Consider the following 25,184-nt stretch of genomic DNA (forward strand, 5'->3'; position numbering starts at 1 on the left):
TCAATTGAACAGAGAAGACTTCATTGCTCGCCATCCGCGACTATTTCACATGGCGGCGGCAGATTCTTGGCCTTCGATCCAGCGTCACGGACTACTATCTACAAGCGCCCTCGTCGATCTCTACGACCCCACACCCGCGGTACGGCATGAGATCCTAGAAACCGTAAGACGCAGAAGCTATGTGCTGAGTTACCCTGGTCTGGATGACGCCACAGTTCGCGATCAACTTCCGCTTAAGTTCATCGATCGCTGCCTGTTTCCCGGTGTAACCACTCAGGAATTCCTTGATGCTCTCAACACTCGAGTCTTTTTCCATGTCGATGAGGAACGACTACTTCGACTCCTGAACGCAAGGGCATATCGCAACAAGGTTCATGACGTGCTCATGCTCGACACCGCCACGTTTCTGGGCAATCATCCAAACGTCGAGCTAGCTCCATACAACACCGGAAGTGTACATGTCCCAAACATGCCCCCCAGAGGTCCCGAGACCTTTGAACCTCTGGAAGACTATTCCTTGCCTTACTGGGAGCGCATCCGCGGAAGCAAAGATGCAATCGTGGAGCTCACGGTACGTCACTCAGCACAGTTAGGCAACGCTGTACTTTCTGCATCCCAATGGCACCACGGAGCGCGGGTCTCTTAATTCGGAATCACGTACCGGCGCACTCGATGCTAACGCGAAGACTCTCGGGTTCAATCGATGAAAAGCGGTGGTTGATCGAGAAGAACATCCACAATTCTGGGCGGCCTATAGTCCGACCCTTTGAGCACCTTGCCATCTTCTCGAATAACAGGACGTCCATCCTGACCCAACTTGCTCATGTTAGCGCGATGAATCTCGCGAAGGACCGCGTCTAGATCAATCCCATACGTTATCGCCGCGCCGTACGTGACGTAAACAATGTCTCCAAGCGCGTCTGCAATCGCTACAACGTCTTCGCACTCGACTGCGTTCTTGAACTCTTCGAACTCCTCCCGCAGAAGCTCCACCCGGAGTTTGCTGAGCTCGTTCGACACTCGCCCCCGCGGACGACTCGCTATCGGCAAATCGAAGGCAACATGGAACTCACTAACGATTTGCGTGTTCGACACGGCTTCATCGGCCCGACGGCGTCTTGATTTCCGGCTTTGAATCCTTGGCGGCAGACCTAAATCAAGCTCAAGCTGGAGATACTCTGGCTCGCGCAGAGCCACCGCGGCAAGCTCAATCGTGTGTCCCATACCACTCAATTATGTCACAGGCGAACACGTGCATGCCGCCCGCATCGCAGACTACGCGCGTCAAGCGCCTAGGCCGAAGTAGCGATCAAGCCGTGATCGGGTTCACGGTCTGGCCAGAGACTCCTGTGCTTCGCAGAAACACTCACTTGACTCAAACATCGCGAGACGATCGCATATAGGGTTCATGGTCCAACCACCTTCGCACTAGACGCCGCCTGTTGGCAAACAGCGCCGTTCGGAAGCGCGGTGTTGCGCCGGCGTACTCCCAATCTCCGATGTCCGGAACTTGCTAGTCGAGAATAAGCAGGACAGGCCGCATGTCTTCCTCTACTGTGCCTGACGGCAACGACACGGTCGCCGTTCAAGCGCGCTACCATAGTCCCGCCGGTCTGGGCCAGCTGACTGGAGGAGGAACGCTCAGCCAGATTCTCGCTCCCGTCGCGGTTTGACCAGTGTTTCGGCCCTCGGGCCCCGAAAGAAGAAGTTCGGCACGACACGACTTTCGAGTGCCGAGGACTGTCGGGTAGCCCGGATCGTGCTTGCGGATTCAGCCAGCATCGATCGCATTTCGTTTCACGGAGCACCTACTTCTCAGCACTCTCAGTATCAACCGTTGCTTTAGGCGACTCCTCCGCACTGAACACAGGGTCAAGGATTGCTGCTACACGTGTCAGCTGGTCGTCCAGTCTCTCATCACAAGCCGCTTCGAGCCCCTCTTTCCGGCGCCAGGCTACCACTTTGCTTGCGAAAGAGCACCATGGCCTTCAACGACCGGGCCGATGGGTTGCAGCTCGATTCCCCGATACGCTGCCACTGCCCGCACCGCGCGCTCAAGCGCTTCGCAATCCAGTCCGACGCTGCCAAGAGTGACGATGTCCACGTAGTCTCGCCAACGAGTGCTCGTAATTCCCCGTTCGAGGATGGTAACGCCCTTCTCTGCAACAGTCGATTCAGGCGCGTAGCCGATGAGGGTGATCGGCTCGCCCAGAACTCGATCGAGCGTAACTTTGCGCAGAGCGGGAACAATCGGGTCTCCTGTCGACACGTCCCATGAGATGGTGCCCTTCCACGTTGAGATTGCGACCTTCACGCGAAGGCGCAAGCCCGGGTATTCAGCGCCGTCCCGGATCTCGATCACGTTGACGCCGTCTAGATCGAACATCACGCCGTCGTTGACGGCAACCTCGGCTACGGCCCGAACGACTTGCTCAAGATGGGCGGGGGTGGTGTCCGCGCTGATTGCATTTGAGTCAGCATCCTTCGTGGGGCGACGCACACCATAGGCTCCGAGCAGAAGACCTCCCTTCAACACAAAGTCGGGGGTGTATGGCGTGCGATTGAGACGATCTAGGAACAATTCCAGCGCGTGTCGAATTAGATACTCATGCGTAGGAATCGGGATACCGAGACGCGCCGCATCAGTGCGTGCGGCCTTCTGAATTTCCCGGTAGACCTCGTCAGTGTTCACGCCAGCAACTCCAAGGTGGTGAGGACGGTCGATCTTGCACGAGGAAGCCGACTGGCGATCTGCATCAACGCAGCAGGCTTACCACCGCGACGCAGCCACTCCTTCGTCGCGTCCCGTGCGATTTCATACCCGGTAGAGGAACGCAAACGGAAGCAATCGGCGATCGTGCGCTCAGGACTGTAGATCCCGATCATCTGGCCGCTCCCCGCAATCAGTATTTCGTCCCGTCCAAGATCGAACGTCTCCTTGTTAAAGTGGTGCCACCTGATCGCGCCCTGTGTTCTGGGCGCGCGCGCCACGTGGGATTGCCACATCCAACGCGTCGGGGATCGCGTCGGTGAGATCGTAGTGAGCGAGCACCGACAGGAGGCAAATGGTGGCGTCTGGTCGCCTAGTCGCGGCCTCGATCTGCTCCCAGTCTGCAGGTGGTGCATCAATAGGCATGTAAATGCCTCGCGCAATGCGCTCTCAGCGCCCCGCCTTCGCACCCCAGTACAGGGCGCTCCGAGTAGTCCCTGCTGGCGCGCTGGGCCTAATCGCACGCATCTCAACCACCTTTCGAAACGAATCGAGTACAGGTAACTGTGTCTGACGACGTTTCGTCCCGCCAGTGCGGCCACCGCGGAGCCTAGATGTTGACGCTCCGGGAGCACTAGCAACCTACGCCGAGGGAAAGTTAACGAATCTTCAACACATGAGGCTAGCTACTGACAACCCGTTCCAGACCCTTCACAGCCGTGCTCCTTGATCCCGCTTTCGGGCCCTAGTTTTGAGTGCACAGCGACGCCTGCTTGGCCCGCCCGCACCCGCAGATCTTCATAGAAGAACTCTGAGCCGCAAGGCCCTAGTGAACGATGCAGCGCTGAGCAGTGGTTCGCGAGCCAGCGCCTGAGCCCGAGCCCGCGCCTGGTGATGCTCGTCGAGTCTGACCATTGCGAACAGAACCGTGTGGTCTCCCAACCATCGCGCTTTTAGCGAGGCGCTCGCATCCCTCGGCTTCGGAGGCGCTGACTGCTAGCGATGCGAAATCCTCGACTTAATGAGCATCCATCATTCTTCCTTTCCTCCGTTCGGAACTCGCTTGAGCACTGACGTCCGTCCTCGTGGTTCCCGATTTCGTGCTCGAGTGCGTTGGACGGATCCCGCCACACGCCAACGCAAGAGCCGTTCAATCACCGTGGAGAACGAAACGGAGGCAGAGGCATTCTTTGAGAATATGCGATCGCCGTTTGACCAGAAGCTGGACCCGTTGATCACGCTGAGTGTCTATGCAGGTTTGATCGGGGAACGCTTCCTGCGTGGCGTCGATATGACTTCCACAGCGAGCGGTTACCGCGCAGGCCTGAGGCTTCGTGTTCTGCCAACGCTTGGCCACGTTCGTATTCGCGATCTCTCTGCTGGCATCGTGGATCGCTGCATCGACGAGTGGGAGGTTCGATACTCGCCGTCAACCGTAAAGAACACGATTGTCGCCCTCACGCGGGTGCTTGACGAAGCAGTCCGTGATGAGATCATCAGCCGCAATCCAGCACGATGCCGGTCGAGCCGGAGGTGTCAGGCGCGGGGAAAGCTTGCATCGATCCGTGAGATGCCTTCGCGTGCGGACGTTGAGCGGATTGCGGCGGCATGTGCCGAAGTGCATCAGAGTTACTCCGACCATGTGATGCTGAGTGCGTTCCTTGCTGCACGGACTTCAGAAGTTGCCGGCCTCTTGGTCCGGGAGGTGGATTGGGAGAACGGAGTCGTCGCAATCGAGCGCCAGTGTTTCCCCGGAACCGGCGGGCTGAGCGTCAAAGCGCCAAAAGGGCGTCGTGCGCGGCTTGTGCCCATAATCGATCCGGTTGCACCGGTGTTGCGACGGCTCACAACGCAACGTCGTCGCAACGCGCCCCTGCTGCGGGGTACGCGCGGAGGTGTCATCACGACGGCAGCTTCGCGAAGTGCAACCGGCTGGGATGGACTGGCTGCATCACTAGTGTTGCAGGGGTTGCGCCGTCATGATCTGCGGCATGCAGGTGCAACCTGGTTTGCGAACGCGGGGATTCCGATTCATGTGGTGAGCGACATTCTCGGGCATGCTTCCGTCGAGACGACGCGTGCGTACCTGCATCCTGACAATTCCGCTTTGCGCGCGGCAGTGCGATCGATGAACCAGCACTTCCTCAGGCAGCGACGACGCCATTGTACCAACTGAACCCCTTGACCACGTCTGGTCAAGGGGTTCAGTTGGTACAAAATTGGGTACACCAAAGTCGTTCAGAGCTGGTATACTACCCAGGTGAACGACCGAGAAAACCTTCCTGATCAGGAACTTTTCTCTTGGTCGGGTTGACAGGATTTGAACCTGCGACCCCTTGACCCCCAGGCGTCCGAACGGCTCAAATCTCACCAAGAACCGCGTGATTCCGCGGATCAGATCATGCAGAGTACGTCACGAAATGCGTGGATTGCATGATTCTGGTCCCCTTTTGGTCCCCTCCCCGAACCGACGAACAACTGGCTCAACTTGGCTCCAGGCTTATGATGACCTGTCAGCCAGGACCATTGAGAGGATGCGGCCATCATCTATCGATTCATCAACGCCAAATACGCTCGCAAGGCAACACTGATCGAGAGGCTCGAGAGAGGCTTCTAGCCTGATTCCTGCCCCGGAGCTGCAGGCTCTCGCGCTTCAGCCGCCCCTGGATCGTGCAGCGCGTTCCAGTAGGGCATGAAGACGAGCTTGAGCGTGAACCACCAGAGGTAGACGCTCACTCCTGAGGAGAAGACAGTGTCGCCGATCAACCCATGCGCAACCTCGTTGCGCAGATTCGGGCCAATAGGTCCGCACAGCAGGGCGCGAAGTTCGAACACAATATCTTCACCGAATATGTCGATGACCCGCTCGTTCTCCATGAGTCCGGAGAGTCCGACCTCGTTTTCATTGCCGTCCGCACTAATGACGCTCGTGCGTTCACCAGCGTTCGCAAGGTGCAGTCGCACGAGTGCCTCGACAGCGGGCGCGAGAAGATGAACCGCGGCTCCGAAGTCTCCGTTGTATCCGTAGTACAGGCCACGCGCGAAGACCCCTTCGTGCGTGCTTGGCACGATTGCACTGCCCGAAGCAAGCGCTTGGAAATCCCCGATGTGAAGCCGGTGAGCAGTTGATAGCTGTCTCCATGCCCTCGGCAGCAGAATACCGCCGAGAAGATTAACCCGCTGCCGGTAGTACTGGATCATTCCTTCCCAAATCTCTGCCTTCTCGCCGTAGATTGTGGCGTCGTCACTCTCAGGCGAGCGGTACACAGTGCGCCCATCGGAACTGAGGGTTCGCCGTGTCACTAATAACGAAACTGGGGACTGCTGCCCGACTTCCTCAGCCTCAGTCCGAGCTGTCGACGCGCTCGCGAACGGCTGTAGGCCAGCGAAGCGTCGAATCGACTCAACGGGATCGTCGCTACGGATCACGGCAAGCAACTCAGTGACCTGGCTGCCGAGGTCCTCTCTCTCCGTAGTGAACGTTTGCATCTGACCGATCGCTGCGGCGCCACTCTCCCTGATTCGACGCGCAAGTTCGGTTGGTAGATCGATCGCCCCAAGGCGCTCGCGGGCCGCACGGGACAACGTGCGAAGAATCTTGAGCGCCAACTCTAGGTGAATGGATGCACGAAAAGCCTGGCTCGCGTCTGCTTCAGCGATCAGCCGCTGAACGATTGCGTACGTTGTCTCTTCTGCCGACCCTGGATCGTCTGCCCGCAGATACCACTCGGCCGCGACCTCCAAGGTGTTTTGCGCGGCGATGGACTCAATGCCTTCAGCATGTGCTGCGAGGTGTTCAGCGATCGCCGCTGCATGCTCTCGCCCAAGTCGATTCTCGCCGAGCATTCGCGCCGCGCGTACCGCAAGCTCGCCGTCGGAGGAAGTGCTCGCGGCCTCAACAAGCTGGCGCTCGATCTCATCGAGCTGCGCGGATGCAACGCCGCGGAAGCGAACGGCGACGGCAAGCCCACGTTCCCACTGCTCAGAGGCGTGGCTGATGGCCTCGCTAGTCACCCCATGGTCGACCAGGGCCTGGAGCTGCTCGACATGCCGAGTCGGGCGAAGCGAAGGGTCTCCAGTGATTGCTACCACGTCGAGGACGCGACTCCGGAGGATCAGGCTGGGGATGAGGTCAATGACCGCGCCCAGCACCGCGATGTCCGCCTCCGTGAAGTCCGCGGGAATGGAACTCCGCCGATCGCCGAACGTAGCGAAAGGACCGTACGGGTTGGTCCAGTCGTCCCCATTCGGCATGAACCACGAGATCGTCGCAAGCAGGCCCGCCACGAAACGGACGTCGTCGTCGATTTCGGCATCATCTGCAATTGCCCGGAGAGGACTGCCCATGAGGAGCGTTCCGGTGTCTTGTTCAGCGAGCGCTGCCTGCAGTTCAGGGTGGCTCGCAGCTACCCGCCACCGAGAGTCCCGACCCATGCTCATGAGTCAATGATATTGCCGAACGTCGGCGCTACCGTCTTAGCTTCGCTGGATAGCCCCGGATGCTCTTGTTCGTCGGCAACTTCAACAGTTCCCAAAGTTCGATTCCCACGTAGCGTCTTCTGTGCTCCAGGCGCTCAAAACAAGGGAGCATCACGGTCGACATCCGGATCTCCACGAAAACTGATGCCTCAGTAGTCCGCTTTGAGCGCACTCGCGACAGGGGCGAGAAGCGCCCGCTCATTGGCTTCGATCTGTCTTTTCGCCTCATGCTCGCTCACACCCCACAGCTCCGCGATCGGCCCGAGGACCGTGACGATATCCCATGGGTTCAGTACCTGACTTCGCACCCGTACGAACGGCCCATCAGTTTCAAGGACAATCTTGTCCTTGGGCATGCCCGCCACTAGGTCTCTGCCTTTCGCGCCAGCCAACATCGTTGGACCAACACTGAACCAGCACCCGCGCCCGATCGCGCGCCCCAGCTGTGAGTGTGAGCCTGAGAACCAATGAAGCACCGGGGTCTTGATCTGAGAGTACTGGTCGAGTTGGTTAAGTACATCCTTGGCCGCCCTACGGCTGTGGATCGAGATGACCTTTTCGTCTCCGGCGCTACAAGCTTGGAGCACGTGGTCGAATACTTCCAACTGGTCTTCCCAGAAGGTGCGGCACTCGGGAGAGCCATCTAGGCCTACTTCACCAACAAAGGGAGTCTTCGCCAAGTAAGTGTCGAAGAGGGCCAGTTCATGCTTTCTCTGTCCTGCGAGTTGAGGGTGCAAGCCAATCGCAGTGCGGACCGCAGAACGTCCCGCGGCGAGCTTCGCGGTGCCGTTCCACGCGGAGGGCGTCGTGGTTACCGAGAGTACGCCGATACCGCGGCGTTGACTCTCGTCGGCTACGGCAGGTGGCGATTGGTAGAGATCTAGGTGGCAGTGGAAGTCGATCATACGAGACCGTACCTCTCATGGACTTTCCGTAGTTCGCCAAAGCCGCGCTGGAGCATGTCTCGAAGCTCAAGTCGGTTATGGATTAGCGGAGAGCCGAGAGTCGGTCCGAGCCAACGGTCGAAGCCATCCTGTTCGATCGTGAGCAGCGCGATCGCTACGGAACGCACGTCATCAAACGCTGCATGGTCTTCATCTTGGATAGCCAAGTTGTCGTACACGTACTCAGTCGGGTCTGGGCGTCCCCACGCCTCGAATGAAGCGCGTCGAATCTGGCATGGGACGCATCGACCGCAATGCCTGTAGTTGAAGCGCTGGAATCGACCGCAGCTTGTTGATAGCGGCGCCTCGGTGGACAACAGGTCTTGGTCAAGACACTCGCGAAGCATCTCGCCCTTGGTCTTCTCCGCGTAGGGGTTCTTGATCTGGACATTGAGTCCTACGGCATCGAAGATGCCTTGCATTCGTCCCAGAAACTCGGGATGCGCTGTTCGAGTGCTGAGGCTTCCTACGCGAGCCGCTGTCAACGGCGGGTTGATCGCAATGAATCCGTTCTCACTCACGTAGAGAGGTACCGGCTGGCCGTAAGCGTAACGACGGGTGGCGGTGGCGGCCAGCACGGCGAAGGCCAGAAAGATCAGTGAACGGGAGCGTTGTGAGGTTTCCTTCTCACCACGTGGGGTACTTGCGTTGTGATTGAGTTGGAGGTGATCGATGCCCCCGCCAATGCGCCGGGCGAACCGGTCTTGCTTTGCCGCGTCTCCACGCACCGTTTGGCTGACGGCAAGCAGTGTCGTTCCTGCGGCAGTGAGGTCGATCGCACCAATCAAAGAGTCGAGGCCACCAGATAAGAGCGCGACAGCATCACTCGTCGGGTATCGAGGCTTCTTGGGCGGGGTTGGGATTGCTCCGCCGTCTCGAAACGAGATCGCCCAAAGATCGGTGGTTAGGAACTTCAACGCCGTAGCGATTGCTTCGGCGTGCGGGTGCCAACGCTCCGGATCACTTAAGGCAATCTCAAGTTCGATCTGCCGGGTCCATCCGTCTGGGCTTCCGCTTCGCAACGTCGTGCCGTCGGCGACAACAACCGACAGGGCGATAGCGAGCAAGTCCCACGCTACGGCATCTGGCGTCAGCTTCTGTCGGCGGACCTTTTCCGCAGCAGACCACCCCGCGGTGAGTACATCGCTGGTTTCGCCATGTCCGAACAACACGATGGGAGTTCGGTCGCCGCTTCGATCGCTCGCCGATAACCTGGGAACGCTGAGGTACTTCATGAGGTGTACTCCTCGAAAACTGCCAGCGTCTCGCGGAGCGCCGCACGGGTAAGTTGAGCGATGCTCCTGGTCGTCGGAGTTTCGCTGTTGTCGCGAATCTTGCGAAACGAGGCTGAGACTTGCTCCGAGATAAACTCGCGGATGTATCTCAGCCGGCGCATCCCGGTGACTGCATCTGGGGCTTTGTCCAGCACAGTCTTCTGTAAGTCGAGGCAGAATCGCGCATATACGTCGAGAGCTGCATAGCGCTCGATCACGTAGTTCCTCTGCGCTTCGGTCAGCGCAAAGAGGTCGGCGTCGGGGAACCGTACTAGTAAATCGGATAGCGCATTGCGGATCGAAAGGCGTGATGCTTCTTTGTCCTGCGTTCCATCCGCGGGACTGGCGGCGTCAACGATCGCGTCGAGTACAGCATTCGCGTCGCTCCCGTTAGCCAGAGCTGCATCGCGGAGCGACGTCCCGTCCGGCGTTCGGCCAGACTGAAACATCGAGCCCAGCCGGCCGGCTGTCGCTGCCGTTCCACCAAGCCGGCGCGTCATGGTCGCGGTGCCGCCGTAGCCGCTTCTTACATAGTGACCGAGCGACCGGCGAAGGTCCCGGCTGTCCCCATTTTTGGCATAGCTTCCAAGACTTCGGCGAGTGTCCCTGAACCGTGCAGGTGGTGCTTCCTGCGGCCGGCTCTGGTCGGGCTCGTCGGATGTGTCGTCGGTGCTGGGGTCGGATGGGTTGTCCGGGGGCACGTCGTCGGCCCACGGTGGGACGAGGGCGACTCCGGCGCCTGGTCCGGTGCTACTTTGCGAGGTTCCCACTCTTGGACCTTCCTTCGATGACCTTCTTTACTGGCCCCTCGACATCCGTGGCGTTGTTCCAATGTTTGAGTACATCGGCGGCCCAGGGTTCCGACTCGATCTTCGGCACGATACTTGCCTGAATCTGTCTGCCGGGTCGCTCGATGAGAAAGCCTGCGAGGCTTCGTCCTTGGTTTGGGTCGGCCGCAGCGAGGGCAATGCAGGCATCCAAGATTGGCGGAGCTCCCCACTCTTGGACCTGGCGAGCGCGCGCAAGAACGCGATCCATCATGATCGACAACTCGGTTCGAGGCAGCGCCGCGAGTTGAGTAACGAGGGCCTGGGACTCCTGGGGATCCTCAACAAGTGCTCGAAGCAGATCGGCCGCCGCGGAGGACAGACGATCCGATGCGGTGACCAAGGGCGCATGTTCGCGTCCGACATAGAGCGCGCCACGAAGGTCTATCTGGCCGAGCGCTGGCGGGAGAGCCAGCCATTCACGAACGAACGCTTCACTCCATGCCTCGTCGGGCTCAAACTCCTCCTCCTTCGTTGCTGCTTCTTCCCACGGAGTTAGGATTTGAGGCTTTCCATCCGGGTCGGCGTTTACCGCGCCTGTCAATGCCGCGTATGCCGCTGGAGAAGCCAAACGCTCGAACAGGAGCAACTTCGCTAAAACCGCTTCATCCACGCCTACGCCTTGAGCGGTCGAGATGGTCATGCGGATCGAAAGCGCGTTGAGGAAGCGCTTGATCAACCTGGGATTTCCCGCGATCCGATCCGAGGTTGTCATGAGCGGAGCAAGCCGCTCCGCTGTCTCCAACCGAGCAAGCAGCGTGGGCTTCAAGTCAATCCCGCAACTACTAACGAATGACCGGTCGACGCGCTTGCCCTTCCAAGACTCTCGGAGTTGGCCTGCAATCGATGTCCGAAGTTGATCCTTGTGCGCCTGAACGAGGTCGCTGTTCTCGATGAACAGCATCATGAGGTAGGCACGAACTTCTTGAGTTCCAAGCGCTGGTACGCGAATAGGTATCTGTACAAGCTTGTCGAAGTAGTTGGTGATTAGTTCGTCATCTTCCAGTCCACCGAAGTGCTTCTTGACGGCGTACTTGATCATATTGTCGTCGGCAGCGATGACGAACGCCGTGTGCTCAAGGAACAAGAAAAGACGGATAGCTTCCAGAGTCGATATTGTCGTCCCTGGCATGCACCGATCTAGATCGTCGATGAGCACCACGAGCGTGATATCAAGCGCTTTGATTGCGTCTTCGAACGAGTCGCGAAGAGCCTGAATCTCTTTCGGCGGTGACACCGCTTCCTTCGGCTTCACCAGAGCTGTCGCGGCGGTTACTGTGGCCGCCGCCTGCTCGCCAAGAGTCTCCAGCGCTTCATTGTCCAGGTTGCCAGAGGTTGCATCCTTGACAGCTCCAGCGATCTCGCCCGCGAGTCCCAATGGCGGAAGCCCCAGCGCTATCGACGCGGCAGGCAACGCGACCAGTTTTGCAAGACGGAACCATCGGACCCGTGAAAGAAAGTCCTTTGCTTTGTCGATCCCTGCCTTGCGAGCTTCTGCCTCAGCCTCGAGCTTGTTGGCAATCACTTCGAGAAGCGCTGCACGGGCGTCGTCGTATCCCTGGTACAACCAAGCGTTGAACTCTACGAAGACGAACTTCTCTGGTCCCTGCTCTGGTTGATACTTCGCGAGGGACGTCTTTGTCAGCTTGATCATCGAGGACTTGCCAACACCCCAGGCACCAGATACCCCGATTGATACGGGCCGTCCGTCAGCGCTGACGATGACCTCGGCGATGGTGTCGGCGACACCCTCGAAGTTAAGAAAGTCGCGATCAGTCTCGTTGTCGGTCCACATGCTCGGCCGCCTCCTCGCGTTCCTTGCTCTGATCGGTGATCCAAGCTGGCCTCACCTCAGATTCTCCCATGTTGTCTGCGCCCTGCGCCTCTGTCGGGTCTGTGTCGCACTCAGATCTGTCTCATACCGAGGCGGAACGATTCGCCGATTCCTCGCCAACCCTTCTTGCAGAAACAGACGAGCGCGTCTACAACTCATACTCCCTCGCTTCGTAAAGTGGGGTACGCCTGGAAAAGAGGCAGACGGTCTACGAACCGAAAGTGACGTGACCACGATGCCTAAGAGCTCAACTACAGAGACGACGCGCGGGCGTCAATGCCAATGGTCTTGCGAGCGGGCTACGTCAGAGTCTGAGCGATCCTCTGAGAGGATAGGATCGCGCATCATTGACGATGTGCCGAATAACGTTCTGTAGGGGATTGAGGACTCATGCACCTAGCGCGAATCACCATCGAAAACTTTCGGGGTATTTCAAAGGCGGAAGTCTCGTTCGCGGGAAACACAGTGCTCCTCGGCGACAACAACTCGGGTAAGTCCACCGTGCTCGAAGCCGCGGAACTTGCACTAGGTGCTGATCGCTTGTTCCGTCGCCCAGTCATCGATGAGCACGACTTTCACGGTGGTGAATATCTCGTGAATGAGATCACAATCGAAGTCATGATTGTTGATCTTGACGATGAGCTTCAATCTCGTTTTCGAAACAACCTCGAGTACTGGGACTCTGCCAGCAACACGCTGCTCACATCTTTACCTGGACCAGGTTCGGACGCACTTCCCTCCGTGCGGATCCGATTCGTTGGACGGTACGACGCGGAAGAGGACGATTTCGAAGGTCGAACCTGGTTCTGCAGTCCAGAAGACGATGAGGGGAACCTCACCAACGAGGCGAGATCGGCTGACAAGCGCGAATTTGGCTTCCTCCTGCTTCGTGCCCTGCGGACAGGTACCCGAGCCATGTCGATGGAACGCGGCTCGCTCCTTGACTATGTTCTTCGCACGTTTGAGGTCGAAGTTCAGATGTGGGAGGCCCTCCTCCAAAAGCTACGAAGTGTGGCTGTGGCCGGAGAAGAGAATCCCGAGTTTGGCCAGGTTCTCTCAAGTATCGATGAAGCTATGAAACAGATCGTCGCCGCAGAGTGGGCAGATGCGCCGCATCTTAGGGTGTCTGAACTCACGCGGGAGGACCTCCGCCGAGTGCTCAAGTCCTTCATGGCCACGGGGGTGACCGGTTATTCGGCGCCTTTCAACCACCAAGGATCGGGCACTATCAACTCACTGGTAATCGCCATGCTTACTCTCATCGCCCAAAAACGTGAGGGACGCGTCATCTTCGCGATGGAGGAGCCAGAGATCTCAGTTCCTCCGACGGCTCAAAAGAGAGTCGTCGATCTCATTCTCGCGCTCGGCGGCCAGTCCATATTTACCACCCACTCACCTTACGTGCTCGAAGAGTTCGAACCTGAGCAGATGACCGTGCTTTCTCGTGCACACAGCACCGGGCAGCTGTCTAGTACACCCGTCACATTGCCTGCCTCGCTGCGTCTTAAGGCGTTCCGTAACGGGATTCGAACGCGATTCTGCGAAGCACTGCTAGCTCGCAGAGTTCTCGTTACGGAAGGAGACACTGAGGCTGCTTCGTACGCCGAACTCGCCAAAACTGCCGCCCGAGCCAACCCCGCCCGATTTGCGAGGCTCGACACCCGCGGTTGGGCTATTTTCGATGCACAAGGTGAAACCAACGTCGCCGGCTTCGCGGGCTTCTTCCGCGGCCTTGGAAAAGATGTTGCTTCAGTATTTGATCAACAGCCCGCTGATCGTCTAGACGAGATCAAGGCGAGTTCTGACTACACATTCGAGCAGCCGTACGTCGGCTTCGAAGACTTAGTTCTGGCAGAAGTTCCCGTTGATGCGAAACGCAAGTATGTTGATGCGCTAATCGCTAATGGGACGTGGCCTACACATGTGACAGGGCCGAGAGAGGATACTGATGACGAATACGTCAAGGCACTGAAGAAGCTTCTATCGAAGACCAAGGGAGATCGCTTCGCAGCTGATCTGGTAGCAGGTCTGGCGGAGGTTGACTTCCCTCCCTCTATGACGAGTGTCCTGGAAGCATTGAAGGAAGCCAGCGAACCTCCCGCACCTGTCTCCACGGACACCATAGCGCCGACCGCTGACGCTGGTTAGGAAGGCTCAGAGTAACCATGCCAGCGACGCCGCAACCTGAGGAAGCTTACGAACTCGCTATACAGCCGCTGTTGGAAGCTAACGGCCCAGTGATGGTCACCGGTAGTGCTGGCTGTGGCAAAACCACCGTGGCTCTTAGAAAGGCCGCTCGCGCGATTAATGAGGGCCTTGGCAGCCCCCACACCCGAGTGCTTTTCCTGAGCTTCGCGAATGCAACCGTCGACCGCGTTGCAGAGTACGCAACTCTCCAGCTCGCAAAGAAAGAGCGCCACCAGCTAGAGGTTGGGACGTATCACAGCTTTGCATGGACGATCCTACGTAGCCATGGTTACCTCCTAGGCGCGCCACGAGGTGTGAAAATCATGTCCCAGGCCGAACAGAACGCGTTCCGATCTCACTTTCAGGATCCCAACGTTGACCTACGCGCTGAGTTCAGGCGGCAATTCGAGATGCTGGGACACGTAGGGTTCGACGACTTCGCAGGACTTGCCAACGAGATTCTCGCGGGGAGCCCTTCACTCCTCAAGGCTTATGCGTCGGCCTATCCACTCATCGTCCTCGACGAATTCCAAGACACTACAGACGATCAGTGGGCCCTAGTCAAGACGCTTAGCCAACACTCACAGCTCGTTGCCCTCGGAGACCCGAGCCAACGAATTTACGACTTCGTGGAAGGGGCAAGCGAAACTCGCTTCGCAGACTTCGACGAAGCACTCGCGCCACAACACGTGGACCTTTCAGAGTGGAACTGGCGGAGTCCCGGCAGTTCGATTACCCGTTTCGGTCGCGATGCTCTTCGCGGGAACTTTGAACCTCCCTACGATGAGGTCGACATACTGTTGAGCGACTTCCCTCCACTCATGAGGCTCAAACTCACCCTTCTTGCATCACTAAAGCGGCTTCGGGACGATGGCGGTGGGACGATCGCTATTCTCACGCCAACAAATGCCCTCGCTATGAAGGTATACGACTACATAAGTGAGTCACAGAGCAACCCGAAATTGCCTGCTCTCAGCATCGACATCCATACAACAAAAGAGGAGGGCTATGCCGCACTCATCTTTATAGGCGCGATTCTCCAAATGTCCGGCGAAGGCTCCGAGCGAGACGCAACCGTTTGCAGCGCAATGGCCCATTACCTGCGAACGAAGTCAACGAAGCTTTCAGCGACCGCCCGCACCATGGCCGATCGCTTAGAAGGATACGCCACCAAGCTCCGAACAGGTACGCCCGTCAACGTCAAGATTGTCAAGGCGCTGCGTGAAGTCCTTGACGGGTCGATCAATAGAGCCCGAAGCGGATATGTACTCGGGGACTACCTCACCATCGTCAGTATCCTTGCGGCGTCTGATGCGACCGAGATTAAGCAGATGGCTGGATATGTGCGAATGCTTAACTTCATCACACGGGGATCTGAAATCGAAACATCGTTGGCGGATATCTGGCGCGAGAACGGTTCCTATGTCGGGGCAGCTGACACGCTCCGGAACGCAGTCCTTCAGTACCAACTAACTAGCAGCAAACGTGGCAACAGAGATCTCATTGTCATGACCATTCACCGAGCCAAAGGTCGCGAGTTCGACGAGGTCATCACATATGAAGAGCGATATGAACCTTTGCTCAGGCTGAATGCGACACCGAGAGATTTGGAGTCCGCGCGATATGCGCTCAACGTTGCAGTGACGCGGGCGAGGAAGCGTGCAACGATCATCACGCCGTCGAATGCTCCCTCGCCTCTCCTCACCCTGGAGCTTGATCATATAAGTAAGGCCTAACTGCGTCGTCGTTAGTCTCTCTGCGAACGGCCCATCCATCTTGCATACACAGAATCACTGCTCTGAAGTGCCAAGATCCAGTTATCCAGCCTTTCCAAACGCTTGTTCCAGGTGCGCGGCGGTGACGGGGTTCACAGTCTCTTTGTGCTGGATATAGTGCTGCATCGTGATCCGCGGGTCGGTGTGGCCGAGGAGTTCGGAGGCGAGTAGCGCGCCTTGCGCATCGTTGACGACAGTTGCGACAGTGCGGCGGAATCGATGCGGCGTAACGTTCTCGATCCCTGTGTCATCTGTTACCTCCCGCAGAAGTCGGCGGATGTTGTTCGTTGTGTGCGGCGTCCGTGCTCGCGTTCCGAAAAGGAGAGCATCCGGATCAGTTTCGCCGGTTCGAAGAAGCCGTGTGCGGATTGCGTGCAACGCGAACGAAGGCAGTGCTACTCGACGGACGGAGCGATCGGTCTTCGGGTGATCCTGCCGGTGGGTGGACTCGCCCTTGCGGCTGACGATTGTTCCAGCAATCCGCGCGGTCGGGATCGGGCCCTCTAAGTCAAGATCCTGGAGACGGATTGCAAGCACTTCACCGATGCGGGCGGAGGTACCGAGCAAGACCTCGACGATCTGCCCGAGCTGCCGATCAGGCCTCGGCCCCGCTAGTATCCGACGGGATTCCCAGGCCTTGATCGCGGCGCGGATGTCCTGTACCTCACCGATAGTGAACGCATCCGGGATGGTCTTCTTCCGGTGGAGCCGGGAGACATGGTCCATCGGGTTGCGGGGCAGAATCTCGTGGCGGACCGCGAGCGCGAGCGCGAGGCGGAGGACAACGCGGGCGTGCTTGGCGCGACTGTAACTGCGTTTGGCGAGGTGTTTGAGGAAGTAGTCGCAGCGAGCTACGCCGATCTCTCGGAGTGTGAGGTCTTTGAAGGCTGGGAGGACGAGGGTGCGCATGTCTCGCTCGTACAGGTTTCTGGTGGTTCGTGAGAGTCGGTCTTCGATCTTTATGTCTTCGAGCCAGTAGGCGACGAGTTCTGAGAATGGGCTGTCGGCGCTCATCCCGTTGAAGCCAGGCTGGTAGAGGGTGCGTTCTGCGAGTTTCTGCTTCAGATTCCGTTCGGCAGCTGAGCGTGATGGTCCGGTGGTCTGCACGAGTCGGTTCTTGCCGTCCCAGTCTCGGTAGCGGGCTTTTGAGACGTAGTTGCCTCGGGGCTGTGCTCGGGTTGCGATGACTCCGAAGGTGCCGATCGGGGTGCGGGGCCTACCCACGTGCTGACTCGGTGGCTTCGGGAAAGGTGGCGGCGCCGGTAGGTTCGCGCATGGTGTCCATCCATGCGCGAACGTCGTTGGTACCGAACATGATCCGCTTTCCGAATCGGTAGGCGCGGGGGCCTTTCCCATTGGTACGCCAGTCGTAGATGGTAGAGACAGGCACGCCCAGGTAAGCGGCGAGTTCGTTGATATTCAGGAGAGGTTCTAGTTCGTGGGGGCTGGTCTGTGGTTCATCGTTCATCCCTCAAGTCTCGAAGGTGGACGATCGGGGTAGTCACGCGGCGCACCCCGTCGATGAACTCCAACTAGGAGCGAGAACCCGAATCGGGTTGGGTCGGACCCCGATCAGGAGCGCTGAACAGCCTGGTGGGCGCGGTGCTCACGCGCGTTGGCTCGTACGAGATGCACCAGGCTGACCGGTCCGATCCATAAGAACTTGAGCGCGTTCCAGATGCAAAGCAACACGATGAGGTGCATCCATTCGGGCGCGCCGTTGTGGATGAGGTTCGTGCAGGTGCTCGCGATGAGTAGGTACGGCACGGCAAGCAGCATTGCGGGCACGCCCCACTTGAATCCTCGGCGGGTGCGGATGGCGTCGAGGAGGATATTGGTGGGCATGTAGCGGCGCAGGAAGTCGCGGATATGGATGCTGAGGGTCCAGAGCGAGCGAATCATGACGGCAGTCCTCTTCTAAGGGTCTGGCGACAAAGAACCTTGAAGGACTGCCCGGAGGCCGTCATACCGTCACGCTCGGGGCGACGGCGACACACATTTGAAAGTCGCCTTGCTTGTCTTTCCACTGTACGTCGCACTACTGACAAGAGGAAGGGCACCGGTCACAGTCCTCGAGAAGCTCCCTCTCGGTGCTTCACCTGTGCCTGCACGCCACTCTTCTCAGAACGGAGATCCTGGAGCCTCGCGAGGGCGGCTTTCGCTCGTGCCGCGTCGATCTTCTGCGCATGGCTATCAGGCGCGGGGCCGAGCAGCGTGCGTGTGGTGATGCCGTATCGGTCGCGATACGCGGCAACCGTTCGCGCTTGCCGTTTCCACGCGGCCGCGGCTCTGGCATCTGCCGGTGTGTCTCCGAGCGCGAGCACCCAGTCCTGCCGTCCGGCGATGGCTTGGTCGAGGACGGCTTCGGCACGTTGCTGGATCAGCTCTCGCCGCTCCGTGAGTCCCTTCTGCATCTCGGCGGACATGGGTCCTGCTGCTTCGGGGATGAGACCTGCGATCAGACGGGGCGCCTTGCGGGTACGACCGGAACCAGCCGGCCTCTCGGTGGCGCGGGTGAGGCGGTGGTGCAGGACGGAGGCGATGTCGTCGGCGTCGCCGAACCCGCGGGCTGCCACGAGGCGCGGCATGAGAGCGTCGATGTTGTGGTGGTTCGCTTCCGCCCGGCGCAGTTCAGCGGTGAGTGCCCCGAATGCGTCGGAGTGGATCGTGTCTTCTGCTTCGTCCGGGGTGAGGCCGGATTCGCGGATGAGGGTGGCGAAGCGGTCGTGTTGGGCGGCTTGCGCGATCGTCTCGTACTCGGCCGCGAGCTGTCCCACCGACCCCCAAGCTTCGTGTTCGGCGGTGATCGTCTCGTGCGCGGAAAGTTCCGCACCGACGTGCTGCAGGACCCCGTAGAGGACGCTCCGAGCGGTCGCCTTAGGATCATCCGCCGGGTGCGGGGTGGCGTGGTTGTCGTCGGGGCGATCGGTCGCGACGTAGACGAGGTTCGACTGTCTGCCGCGGGTCATCGCGACATACAGGTTCTCCCGCGTCGTAGACGGATCAACGAGCACATGAGAGGTGTCCGTGGTGATGCCTTGTGCCCTATGCGCCGTGACTGCGTATCCCAGATCGACGTGATCGGAGGCATAGTCGGCGGGGAGGATCACGGTGCCGCGGCTGTTCGCGCGGCGGACGGTGAGTGATCCGTCATCGCGGACGTCGATGACGGTCCAGCGGTCCCCGTTGCGTACCCATCCGCGCGGGGTGTGGAGTCGGCGGTCGTTCTTCCTGGTGATGATCGTGTCCCCGACCCCAACACGGGCGTCGCCTTGGAGGGCAGCTTCGCGGCGGGCGTCCACGGTGCCATCGAGGATGAGATCGGCACGAGCGCGCTGATTCAGAGCATGGACCGAATCGTTGGAGTCCGCGATCAACACCGTCGAAACCCCGGCGAGGGTGTCGGTACGCCAGGCGGTGTAGGCGGCGTCAATCATCGCCTCGGTATCACTGCCAGTGATGCGGCCGTGGGTGGCGTAGGCGTCGATGGCTTCGGTGTGGCCGTGACGGAGATCAAGGGAGGCGGTCTTCTCCCAGTCATTGACGAAACGGTGAACGTCGACCAGTTCGGGTGCGTCGTTGCGGTCGTGGACGAGGAGGGAGAACGCGCCGCCTGCGGTGACGGATTGCAGTTGCGCCCAGTCACCCACCAACAGCACCTTCGCACCCACCTCCACCGCATGTTCGGTGATCCGGTCGAGCGAGAGGGTGCCGGCGAGGGAGGCTTCGTCCACGATCACGAGCTGCCCGCTACGGAACGATGCACCGGTGCTCTGGCGGTCTTGCCACCACTTCGCGGTGTTCTCCGTACGAATACCAAGATCATCAGAGAGGACCTGCGCCGCCACCGCTGACGGTGCCAGCCCGACGACGCTGCCGCGCCCATGCTCCCGCTCCCACGCCGCGCGTAAGGCACGCATCGCTGTCGTCTTCCCGGCCCCGGCCGGGCCGACCAAGACGTCCACTACTCGGCCTGAGATCACGACCCCGGCGAGGGCGGCGGCTTGATCGTCCGCGAGGAGCCTGCCGTCGCGGTCCGGGCGACGGGTGACCTTCTCGATCACCTCGACCGGCACGGTGGGTGATGTCATGGTGCGGGCACGCTCGAGGAGCCGGTCTTCCGCCGCAAGGATGTCCGGCGATGAGTAGACCGTCGATGCGACGGGTCGGAATCTGCTGCTGTCGTCATCTCGACGGAACACGGTCGGGCTGGATGCGAGTTCGGGCGGGGTGAGCTGGATCGAGGCGTGCTCGGCGGCATCGACCACCATTCCGACGACCGCTTCACGATCCTGGGTGGTGGCGAACCGGTACGGCATGGTTTGGCGTGCGGCTTCGGCGGTGAGGTTCCAGCGCCGCCAGGTCGACCGCTTCTCACCGACCGCCTCAACCACGCTGCGCCCCAGTGAGGCGATCACGTCCAAGGGCACATCGTCCGCGCGTAACAGCATCGGGGCGTCGTTGGCGGTGACGGTGCGGGCCCAGCGGGTGGCGTTCTCGCCGAGAAGGTGCGACGCACGCTCCCGCCACTCACTCGTGAGGTCCGCGAGGGAACGGACCTGCTTCTCCGGCCTGGTCGCCAACGTCGCCTGTGCGCGAAGTCTCACGATGGTGGCAGGCGTAGGCCTGCGCCCGTTCGCGGCAACGTACGCTGCGATCAAACGATCCGTCTCTGCATCAATGTGCCGCGCACGAGTGGAGAACTCTGCAACCAGCCGCTCCGGCACCGCGGTGATCGCCCAGGCAGGGTTGCGGTCGCGTCCCATCTCACGTGCTTCCCATGCGACGCCGGAAGTACGGGTGAGGTGGTCGGCAAACACGGCTTCATGGAATTCGGAGAGAGCGACGGTCGCGGCGTGAAGGGGGCGTCCATCGAGTGAGCGCCATCTGCCGTCATGGGCTGTCTGCACCTTGTTCGAGATCACCACATGCGTGTGCAGATGCGGATCACCCGCCCGTGAATCATAGTGATCGAACGCCGTCGCGATCACCCCGGACACATCAGCCTGCGCAACCGCCCCATTGCGAACTGCCGCACCGACACGGGTTGCAGCTACCTCGCGCTCGATGAACGCAACCATCTCCGCAACCGCCGCATGATGCGCATCCGCAATCAGCGATTGCGTACCAGCATCGGACACCGCCCACAGCACCGAGGCAGACTTCGGGATCGAGAACGTGAAATCGAAGCCTGCAACCGCCTTCCGCGCCCCGCAAGCATTCTCCTCAGCGGCGATTGCAGCGACCGCTTCGGCACGCTCGGTCACGGGAAGGCCGGCGTCGAGCCTGTTGGTGCGGTGTTCGATCCGCTCAGCCACGGTTGGATACTTCCGATACGGACTGCCGAGCGCCTGATCGGTTACCGGGTCTCGGCCCTGCCCAATCAAGCGTTGAAGCTGCTGCTCGGAAACCTCGTCACCGACGGTCATCGTTCCGCCGCCGAGCGCGGTAAGGGCTGACCCGAGCCAGCGACCCGGCGGCGTTCCTTCCTCCGTGTAGTACCTGGTCAACGGTGTGGAGAGCACGCGGTCGCCGTCACCTGTGGCGACGGTGCGCAGGAGGTACTTGTAGCCGTCTCCAGCGGACATCACCCTGAGGGATACGGTCATACAGGGAGGTGCGCGAGCTACTTCCTCTGTTCAAGCACGTAGCTCAGGACTCGTCTTCATCAGATCGCTAGATCCCGGCAGGCCAAACATCTCGGTATGTGAGCCGAGCAGAGATTATCGCCTCATAGATTTCATTTAGAGCGGTGACGGCTTCCGGGTGCGAATCCTTCTGGTATTGCTTTCGTTGCAGCGCGAAGGCAACCATGTCCGCCATCTGGATACCCGGGCTATCCGAAGAACGAGCGAAATGCACTGAGTCGATGACTCGCTTCAGCTTCTTTCCTGGCACAACGCCCACGTTATAGCTTTGTAAGTCCGAAATCAGCTTTATCGCGTTTGATTCGTGTTCCTTGGCTTCATCAGCGACCACGATCTTAAGCTCTGACGAACCTCTCAGCTCGATCTTTTCCAGCAGAAACTGCATCGCGAGCAAGTAGGCATTGGCGTCAGCGCTTCCGTCGTACTTCTCATGGAGGCGTGACTTATGAATGCTCGAGTAAGCCACCTGAATCTCAAGGGTTGCAAGGAGGTCAATTACATCGCGGAATGCCGCCAATAGCTCTGCAGGGGTCTTGTCCTTCCAATGACCTGCGCCACCCCAGACCTCAACCCCATGGAACTCAAAATCCTTTGGAACCCAGCCAAGATGTTTGAAAGCGAGTTTTCTGAGAGACGCAGCCAACGGTTGTACTTGCGTTTCGGGAACGATCGCCGCAGCTAGGGTGAGCAGCGGCTGGTTTCGAGCGCCTTTGCCGGTCGACCCGGTTTCATCAATGTAGATCAACTCGGCCATACCGAAATTCTCTCATTTGTCGTAGCGACCCCGCCATCGGTCCAACGGCGACGATTGGCGCGGTCATGCCTCGCTTGCAAGAGGCGTGACAACCCGTTCGAGCGAACCGCGAGAGGTCGGCGGCGCTGGGCGTCGATGTCGGCCGACGTGACTCGGGAAGAGCCGGCTGAACGGCAGTGGGTGGGGTGGCTCGTGCACCTGGTGGGTGACCAGCTCGGAGCAAGCAATGCGGCTCTGAGGAGCGCCGTTCCAGGAGGTTCGCCCGTGGCAGCACAGACCCTCACCGATCCGCCCGCGCCGCTGCGTGTCGGGTCGCTGTTCTCCGGCTACGGCGGACTCGACCTTGCCATCGAGGAAGTCTTCGGAGCACGAACGATCTGGTTCTCGGAGATCAACGAACCCGTCGCGCGTGTCTTTTCCCACCATTGGCCTGACGCGCCGAACCTCGGAGACATCACCACCATCGACTGGAGCCTCGTCCCTCGGGTGGACATCCTCTGCGGAGGGTTCCCCTGCCAAGATGTCTCCACCGTCGGGAAGATGGCCGGCCTGAAGCCCGGCACTCGCTCCGGCCTGTGGGCGCACATGGCGGCAGCGATCGATGCGCTGCAACCCGGGTGGGTCGTGATTGAGAACGTCCGTGGGCTGCTCTCCGCACCCGCGATCCGCGCAAACCTCCAAGGAGATGACGATGAGCAACGCAACCCCCGAGATGCAACCCCTCGCGGTGTGGAATCCGACCCGTGGCATCTGGGAGAAACCGCAACTCGACCTCTTCGCGCAGCAGGAGCAGTTCTCGGAGACCTGGCCGACCTCCGGTATGACGCGCAATGGATCGGTCTACCCGCTTCCGCCATCGGCGCACCGCACCCCAGGTATCGCGTGTTTATCCTCGCCCACCGCACTTTTTCGAACCCCACTTGCCTCGGACGCGTCCCGTGGCGGAGAGAGTTTGCAGCGGGTGAAGGCCCGGCGCGGGACGATCGCGTTGAGCCATCAGATCATCGATCTCGCCCTCCATGGCCCGAGCGGATACCCGCGCGAGGAACCCGAGAACCTATGGATGTTGATCGGGCGGCTCTTCGGCGATGGGGTCGATACGCCGAGGCAGTGACCCAATGGGAACAGATCACTGGCCGCGTGGCCCCTGCGCCGGCTCTGCTAAGCGACGAGACTGGCCCGCGTCCAGCGCCGAAGTTTGTCGAATGGCTCATGGGGCTTCCCGACGGCTGGGTAACCGAGCGCCAGCACGGCCTCACGATGAACCAGCAACTTACCGCGCTTGGTAACGGCGTACTACCCGCACAGGCGCGCACGGCCCTGCAACGCCTCATCCGCCTGCATGATGTGAGGTAGCAGTGAAACGTTGCCTCATTGGCAGAAGGCCTGGGCTTCTTTCTAGTACATCTTGTAGAGTTGATTCAGGAGGTTTGTAATGACTGGTGGAGCAACTCGGGAACGAGGCGAACTCGAGCAAGAGATCATGCGGTTGCTGCGTGCACAAGCCCAACCGATTGGTGCCCGTGAATTGCAGGATCTGTTCTCTGGTCAGGTGCCGGCGTATACGACCTTGATGACTGTGCTTACTCGGCTCGAGAAGAAGGGCGAGGTCGTTCGCTCTGGGAGCTCTCCGCGGAAGGTGAAGTTCTTCCCTGCTCGGTCGGATGAGGAGCATGCGAGCCAGACGATGTTGTCTGCGCTTGGTAGCGCGGGTGATCGGCGTGCCGCACTGCTGGCATTCGCTGGCAATCTTGACGAAGATGATGTGGCGCTGCTGAGTTCCGCTTTCGTGACACCTCGCAAGAAGCGCTAGCTCTGCTCGTGCTGTGGATAGTTCTTGCCTGCTTCGGTAGCGCACTGATCATGTCGCTGCTCGCCCCGCTGGTGCTGACCATCGGACGCTGGCAGCTCCTTCATCCACGGACTGCTCTCACCGCTTGGTTTGGGGCGCTCTTTACCGGCGTGGCACTCATTCTGGCTGGTCTTGCGATCAGTGTGATCGGTGCAGTTTCTGCACCGGATTATGTTGGTGGGACCGAGTCCCTTCTGCTCACTGTGGTCGCTTGGTTCGGACTCGGCGTGTTCGGAGCGGTTGCAACCATGGTTTCCGTATCCTCCGAGCCGATTGTTGAGGCTCGACGAGAAGCCTTGAAGGTGATGGCTCCGGTAGCACGATCTCGTGAAGCGCGGCAGGGGTTCATCCTTGTGAGGTTCGACTCTGACGAGGCGGTCGCGTTTGCTGTTCCAGGCAGGCGTCCCGAGATATTTATCTCCTCAGCGGTGGAGGATTTGCTTTCTAAGGCGCAGCTGGGTGCGGTGCTCGCGCATGAATATGCGCACCTACGCCACCATCACGGGTGGGCGCTCCGCATTGCCGCCGTCAACGCTTTCTGCCTCGGCCGTCTCCGTCCGGGCCGCGACTTGCATCGCGCAACAAAACTCCTCGTTGAACTCGCAGCCGATGATGCGGCGGCGCGTCAGGCCGGGGCCGCGAACCTTGCGAATGCGCTCACGCTGCTCGCAGAAAGCGATGGGGATGCGGGGATGCGGCTTCGCGCGACACGTTTGACGAGTAAGCGGTGGCCATCTGCATCCCGTCGACGGCTTCCGAAGGCTCTTGCAGCGACAGTTCTTCCGTAGCTCTCGCAACCCGCCACGCTCGCAGGGTCGACATTTGTGAGACTCGAGTTCATCAATAACTCGCTACCGAGATGATGACAAACAACAGCGTCCGAAGATAGAAACAGGCTCG

General features: G+C 59.8%; 21 protein-coding genes and 1 pseudogene. 9 read left to right on the top strand and 13 right to left on the bottom strand.

The window, feature by feature from the left end; all coding sequences use genetic code 11:
* Nucleotides 1–4 precede the first annotated feature (4 nt).
* Nucleotides 5–646, top strand: a complete 642-nt coding sequence (locus QBL02_RS10880) for a hypothetical protein (protein WP_282726460.1) — start codon at nt 5–7, stop codon at nt 644–646.
* 50 nt (nt 647–696) lie between these two features.
* Here QBL02_RS10880 and QBL02_RS10885 read toward each other — a convergent pair whose 3' ends face one another.
* The 3 genes from QBL02_RS10885 to QBL02_RS10895 all read right to left on the bottom strand — a co-directional run bounded on the left by QBL02_RS10885 (nt 697) and on the right by QBL02_RS10895 (nt 3,136).
* A complete protein-coding gene (locus tag QBL02_RS10885) occupies nt 697–1,224 on the bottom strand; it encodes a hypothetical protein (protein WP_282726461.1) in 528 nt (175 codons plus the stop codon).
* Between the two features lie 730 nt (nt 1,225–1,954).
* Nucleotides 1,955–2,692 carry a nucleotidyl transferase AbiEii/AbiGii toxin family protein gene (locus QBL02_RS10890; protein WP_282726462.1) on the bottom strand — a complete coding sequence of 246 codons (738 nt, stop codon included), beginning with the start codon at nt 2,690–2,692 and terminating at the stop codon, nt 1,955–1,957.
* 249 nt (nt 2,693–2,941) lie between these two features.
* The gene (locus QBL02_RS10895) at nt 2,942–3,136 is read right to left on the bottom strand and encodes a hypothetical protein (protein ID WP_282726463.1); all 195 of its coding nucleotides are present in this window, start codon (nt 3,134–3,136) and stop codon (nt 2,942–2,944) included.
* Between the two features lie 733 nt (nt 3,137–3,869).
* Here QBL02_RS10895 and QBL02_RS10900 point away from each other — a divergent pair.
* On the top strand, nt 3,870–4,886 hold the full coding sequence (locus tag QBL02_RS10900) for a tyrosine-type recombinase/integrase (RefSeq protein WP_282726464.1): 1,017 nt from the start codon (nt 3,870–3,872) through the stop codon (nt 4,884–4,886).
* Between the two features lie 437 nt (nt 4,887–5,323).
* On the opposite strand, the gene QBL02_RS10905 is transcribed toward QBL02_RS10900, so the two are convergent.
* The 5 genes from QBL02_RS10905 to QBL02_RS10925 all read right to left on the bottom strand — a co-directional run bounded on the left by QBL02_RS10905 (nt 5,324) and on the right by QBL02_RS10925 (nt 12,029).
* Entirely contained in the window at nt 5,324–7,150 is a 1,827-nt protein-coding gene (locus QBL02_RS10905) for a DUF4209 domain-containing protein (RefSeq protein ID WP_282726465.1), read from the bottom strand.
* A gap of 188 nt (nt 7,151–7,338) precedes the next feature.
* Nucleotides 7,339–8,094, bottom strand: coding sequence for a Qat anti-phage system TatD family nuclease QatD (gene qatD, locus QBL02_RS10910; RefSeq protein ID WP_282726466.1), 756 nt, complete (start codon nt 8,092–8,094; stop codon nt 7,339–7,341).
* Complete coding sequence (gene qatC, locus QBL02_RS10915; protein ID WP_282726467.1) at nt 8,091–9,368, bottom strand: Qat anti-phage system QueC-like protein QatC; 1,278 nt, start codon at nt 9,366–9,368, stop codon at nt 8,091–8,093. The genes qatD and qatC overlap by 4 nt, the downstream gene beginning before the upstream one ends.
* Complete coding sequence (gene qatB / locus QBL02_RS10920) at nt 9,365–10,177, bottom strand: Qat anti-phage system associated protein QatB (protein WP_349238643.1); 813 nt, start codon at nt 10,175–10,177, stop codon at nt 9,365–9,367. Before qatB ends, qatC begins: the two co-directional genes overlap by 4 nt.
* Nucleotides 10,158–12,029, bottom strand: a complete 1,872-nt coding sequence (locus QBL02_RS10925) for a P-loop NTPase fold protein (RefSeq protein WP_282726469.1) — start codon at nt 12,027–12,029, stop codon at nt 10,158–10,160. Before QBL02_RS10925 ends, qatB begins: the two co-directional genes overlap by 20 nt.
* 429 nt (nt 12,030–12,458) lie before the next feature.
* On the opposite strand from QBL02_RS10925, the gene QBL02_RS10930 reads away from it, so the two are divergent.
* The gene (locus QBL02_RS10930; protein ID WP_282726470.1) at nt 12,459–14,216 is read left to right on the top strand and encodes an AAA family ATPase; all 1,758 of its coding nucleotides are present in this window, start codon (nt 12,459–12,461) and stop codon (nt 14,214–14,216) included.
* A 17-nt stretch (nt 14,217–14,233) separates the two neighbouring features.
* The gene (locus tag QBL02_RS10935; RefSeq protein WP_282726471.1) at nt 14,234–15,991 is read left to right on the top strand and encodes an ATP-dependent helicase; all 1,758 of its coding nucleotides are present in this window, start codon (nt 14,234–14,236) and stop codon (nt 15,989–15,991) included.
* An 81-nt stretch (nt 15,992–16,072) separates the two neighbouring features.
* Here QBL02_RS10935 and QBL02_RS10940 read toward each other — a convergent pair whose 3' ends face one another.
* From QBL02_RS10940 to QBL02_RS10960, 5 genes are all read right to left on the bottom strand, one after another.
* Nucleotides 16,073–17,254, bottom strand: coding sequence for a tyrosine-type recombinase/integrase (locus QBL02_RS10940; protein WP_282726472.1), 1,182 nt, complete (start codon nt 17,252–17,254; stop codon nt 16,073–16,075).
* The gene (locus QBL02_RS10945) at nt 17,247–17,498 is read right to left on the bottom strand and encodes a helix-turn-helix domain-containing protein (protein ID WP_282726473.1); all 252 of its coding nucleotides are present in this window, start codon (nt 17,496–17,498) and stop codon (nt 17,247–17,249) included. The genes QBL02_RS10940 and QBL02_RS10945 overlap by 8 nt, the downstream gene beginning before the upstream one ends.
* Before the next feature lie 104 nt (nt 17,499–17,602).
* Nucleotides 17,603–17,932, bottom strand: a complete 330-nt coding sequence (locus tag QBL02_RS10950; RefSeq protein WP_282726474.1) for a hypothetical protein — start codon at nt 17,930–17,932, stop codon at nt 17,603–17,605.
* Nucleotides 17,933–18,093: 161 nt separating this feature from the next.
* On the bottom strand, nt 18,094–21,639 hold the full coding sequence (gene mobF, locus QBL02_RS10955; protein WP_282726475.1) for a MobF family relaxase: 3,546 nt from the start codon (nt 21,637–21,639) through the stop codon (nt 18,094–18,096).
* Nucleotides 21,640–21,706: 67 nt separating this feature from the next.
* On the bottom strand, nt 21,707–22,432 hold the full coding sequence (locus tag QBL02_RS10960) for a DUF3800 domain-containing protein (protein WP_282726476.1): 726 nt from the start codon (nt 22,430–22,432) through the stop codon (nt 21,707–21,709).
* A gap of 135 nt (nt 22,433–22,567) precedes the next feature.
* On the opposite strand from QBL02_RS10960, the pseudogene QBL02_RS10965 reads away from it, so the two are divergent.
* The 5 genes and pseudogenes from QBL02_RS10965 to QBL02_RS10985 form a co-directional block, all read left to right on the top strand.
* A pseudogene (locus tag QBL02_RS10965) lies at nt 22,568–23,077 on the top strand (DNA cytosine methyltransferase); the annotation flags it as partial.
* A 46-nt stretch (nt 23,078–23,123) separates the two neighbouring features.
* On the top strand, nt 23,124–23,546 hold the full coding sequence (locus tag QBL02_RS10970) for a hypothetical protein (protein WP_282726572.1): 423 nt from the start codon (nt 23,124–23,126) through the stop codon (nt 23,544–23,546).
* Nucleotides 23,543–23,788: a hypothetical protein gene (locus QBL02_RS10975; protein ID WP_282726573.1), complete on the top strand. Its 246-nt coding sequence runs from the start codon at nt 23,543–23,545 to the stop codon at nt 23,786–23,788. Before QBL02_RS10970 ends, QBL02_RS10975 begins: the two co-directional genes overlap by 4 nt.
* Before the next feature lie 79 nt (nt 23,789–23,867).
* Entirely contained in the window at nt 23,868–24,245 is a 378-nt protein-coding gene (locus QBL02_RS10980; RefSeq protein WP_087016139.1) for a BlaI/MecI/CopY family transcriptional regulator, read from the top strand.
* A gap of 8 nt (nt 24,246–24,253) precedes the next feature.
* Nucleotides 24,254–25,072, top strand: a complete 819-nt coding sequence (locus QBL02_RS10985; RefSeq protein WP_282726477.1) for a M56 family metallopeptidase — start codon at nt 24,254–24,256, stop codon at nt 25,070–25,072.
* Nucleotides 25,073–25,184 lie beyond the last annotated feature (112 nt).

This window comes from Leucobacter sp. UT-8R-CII-1-4 (genome assembly GCF_030010235.1).
Classification (GTDB): Bacteria; Actinomycetota; Actinomycetes; order Actinomycetales; family Microbacteriaceae; genus Leucobacter.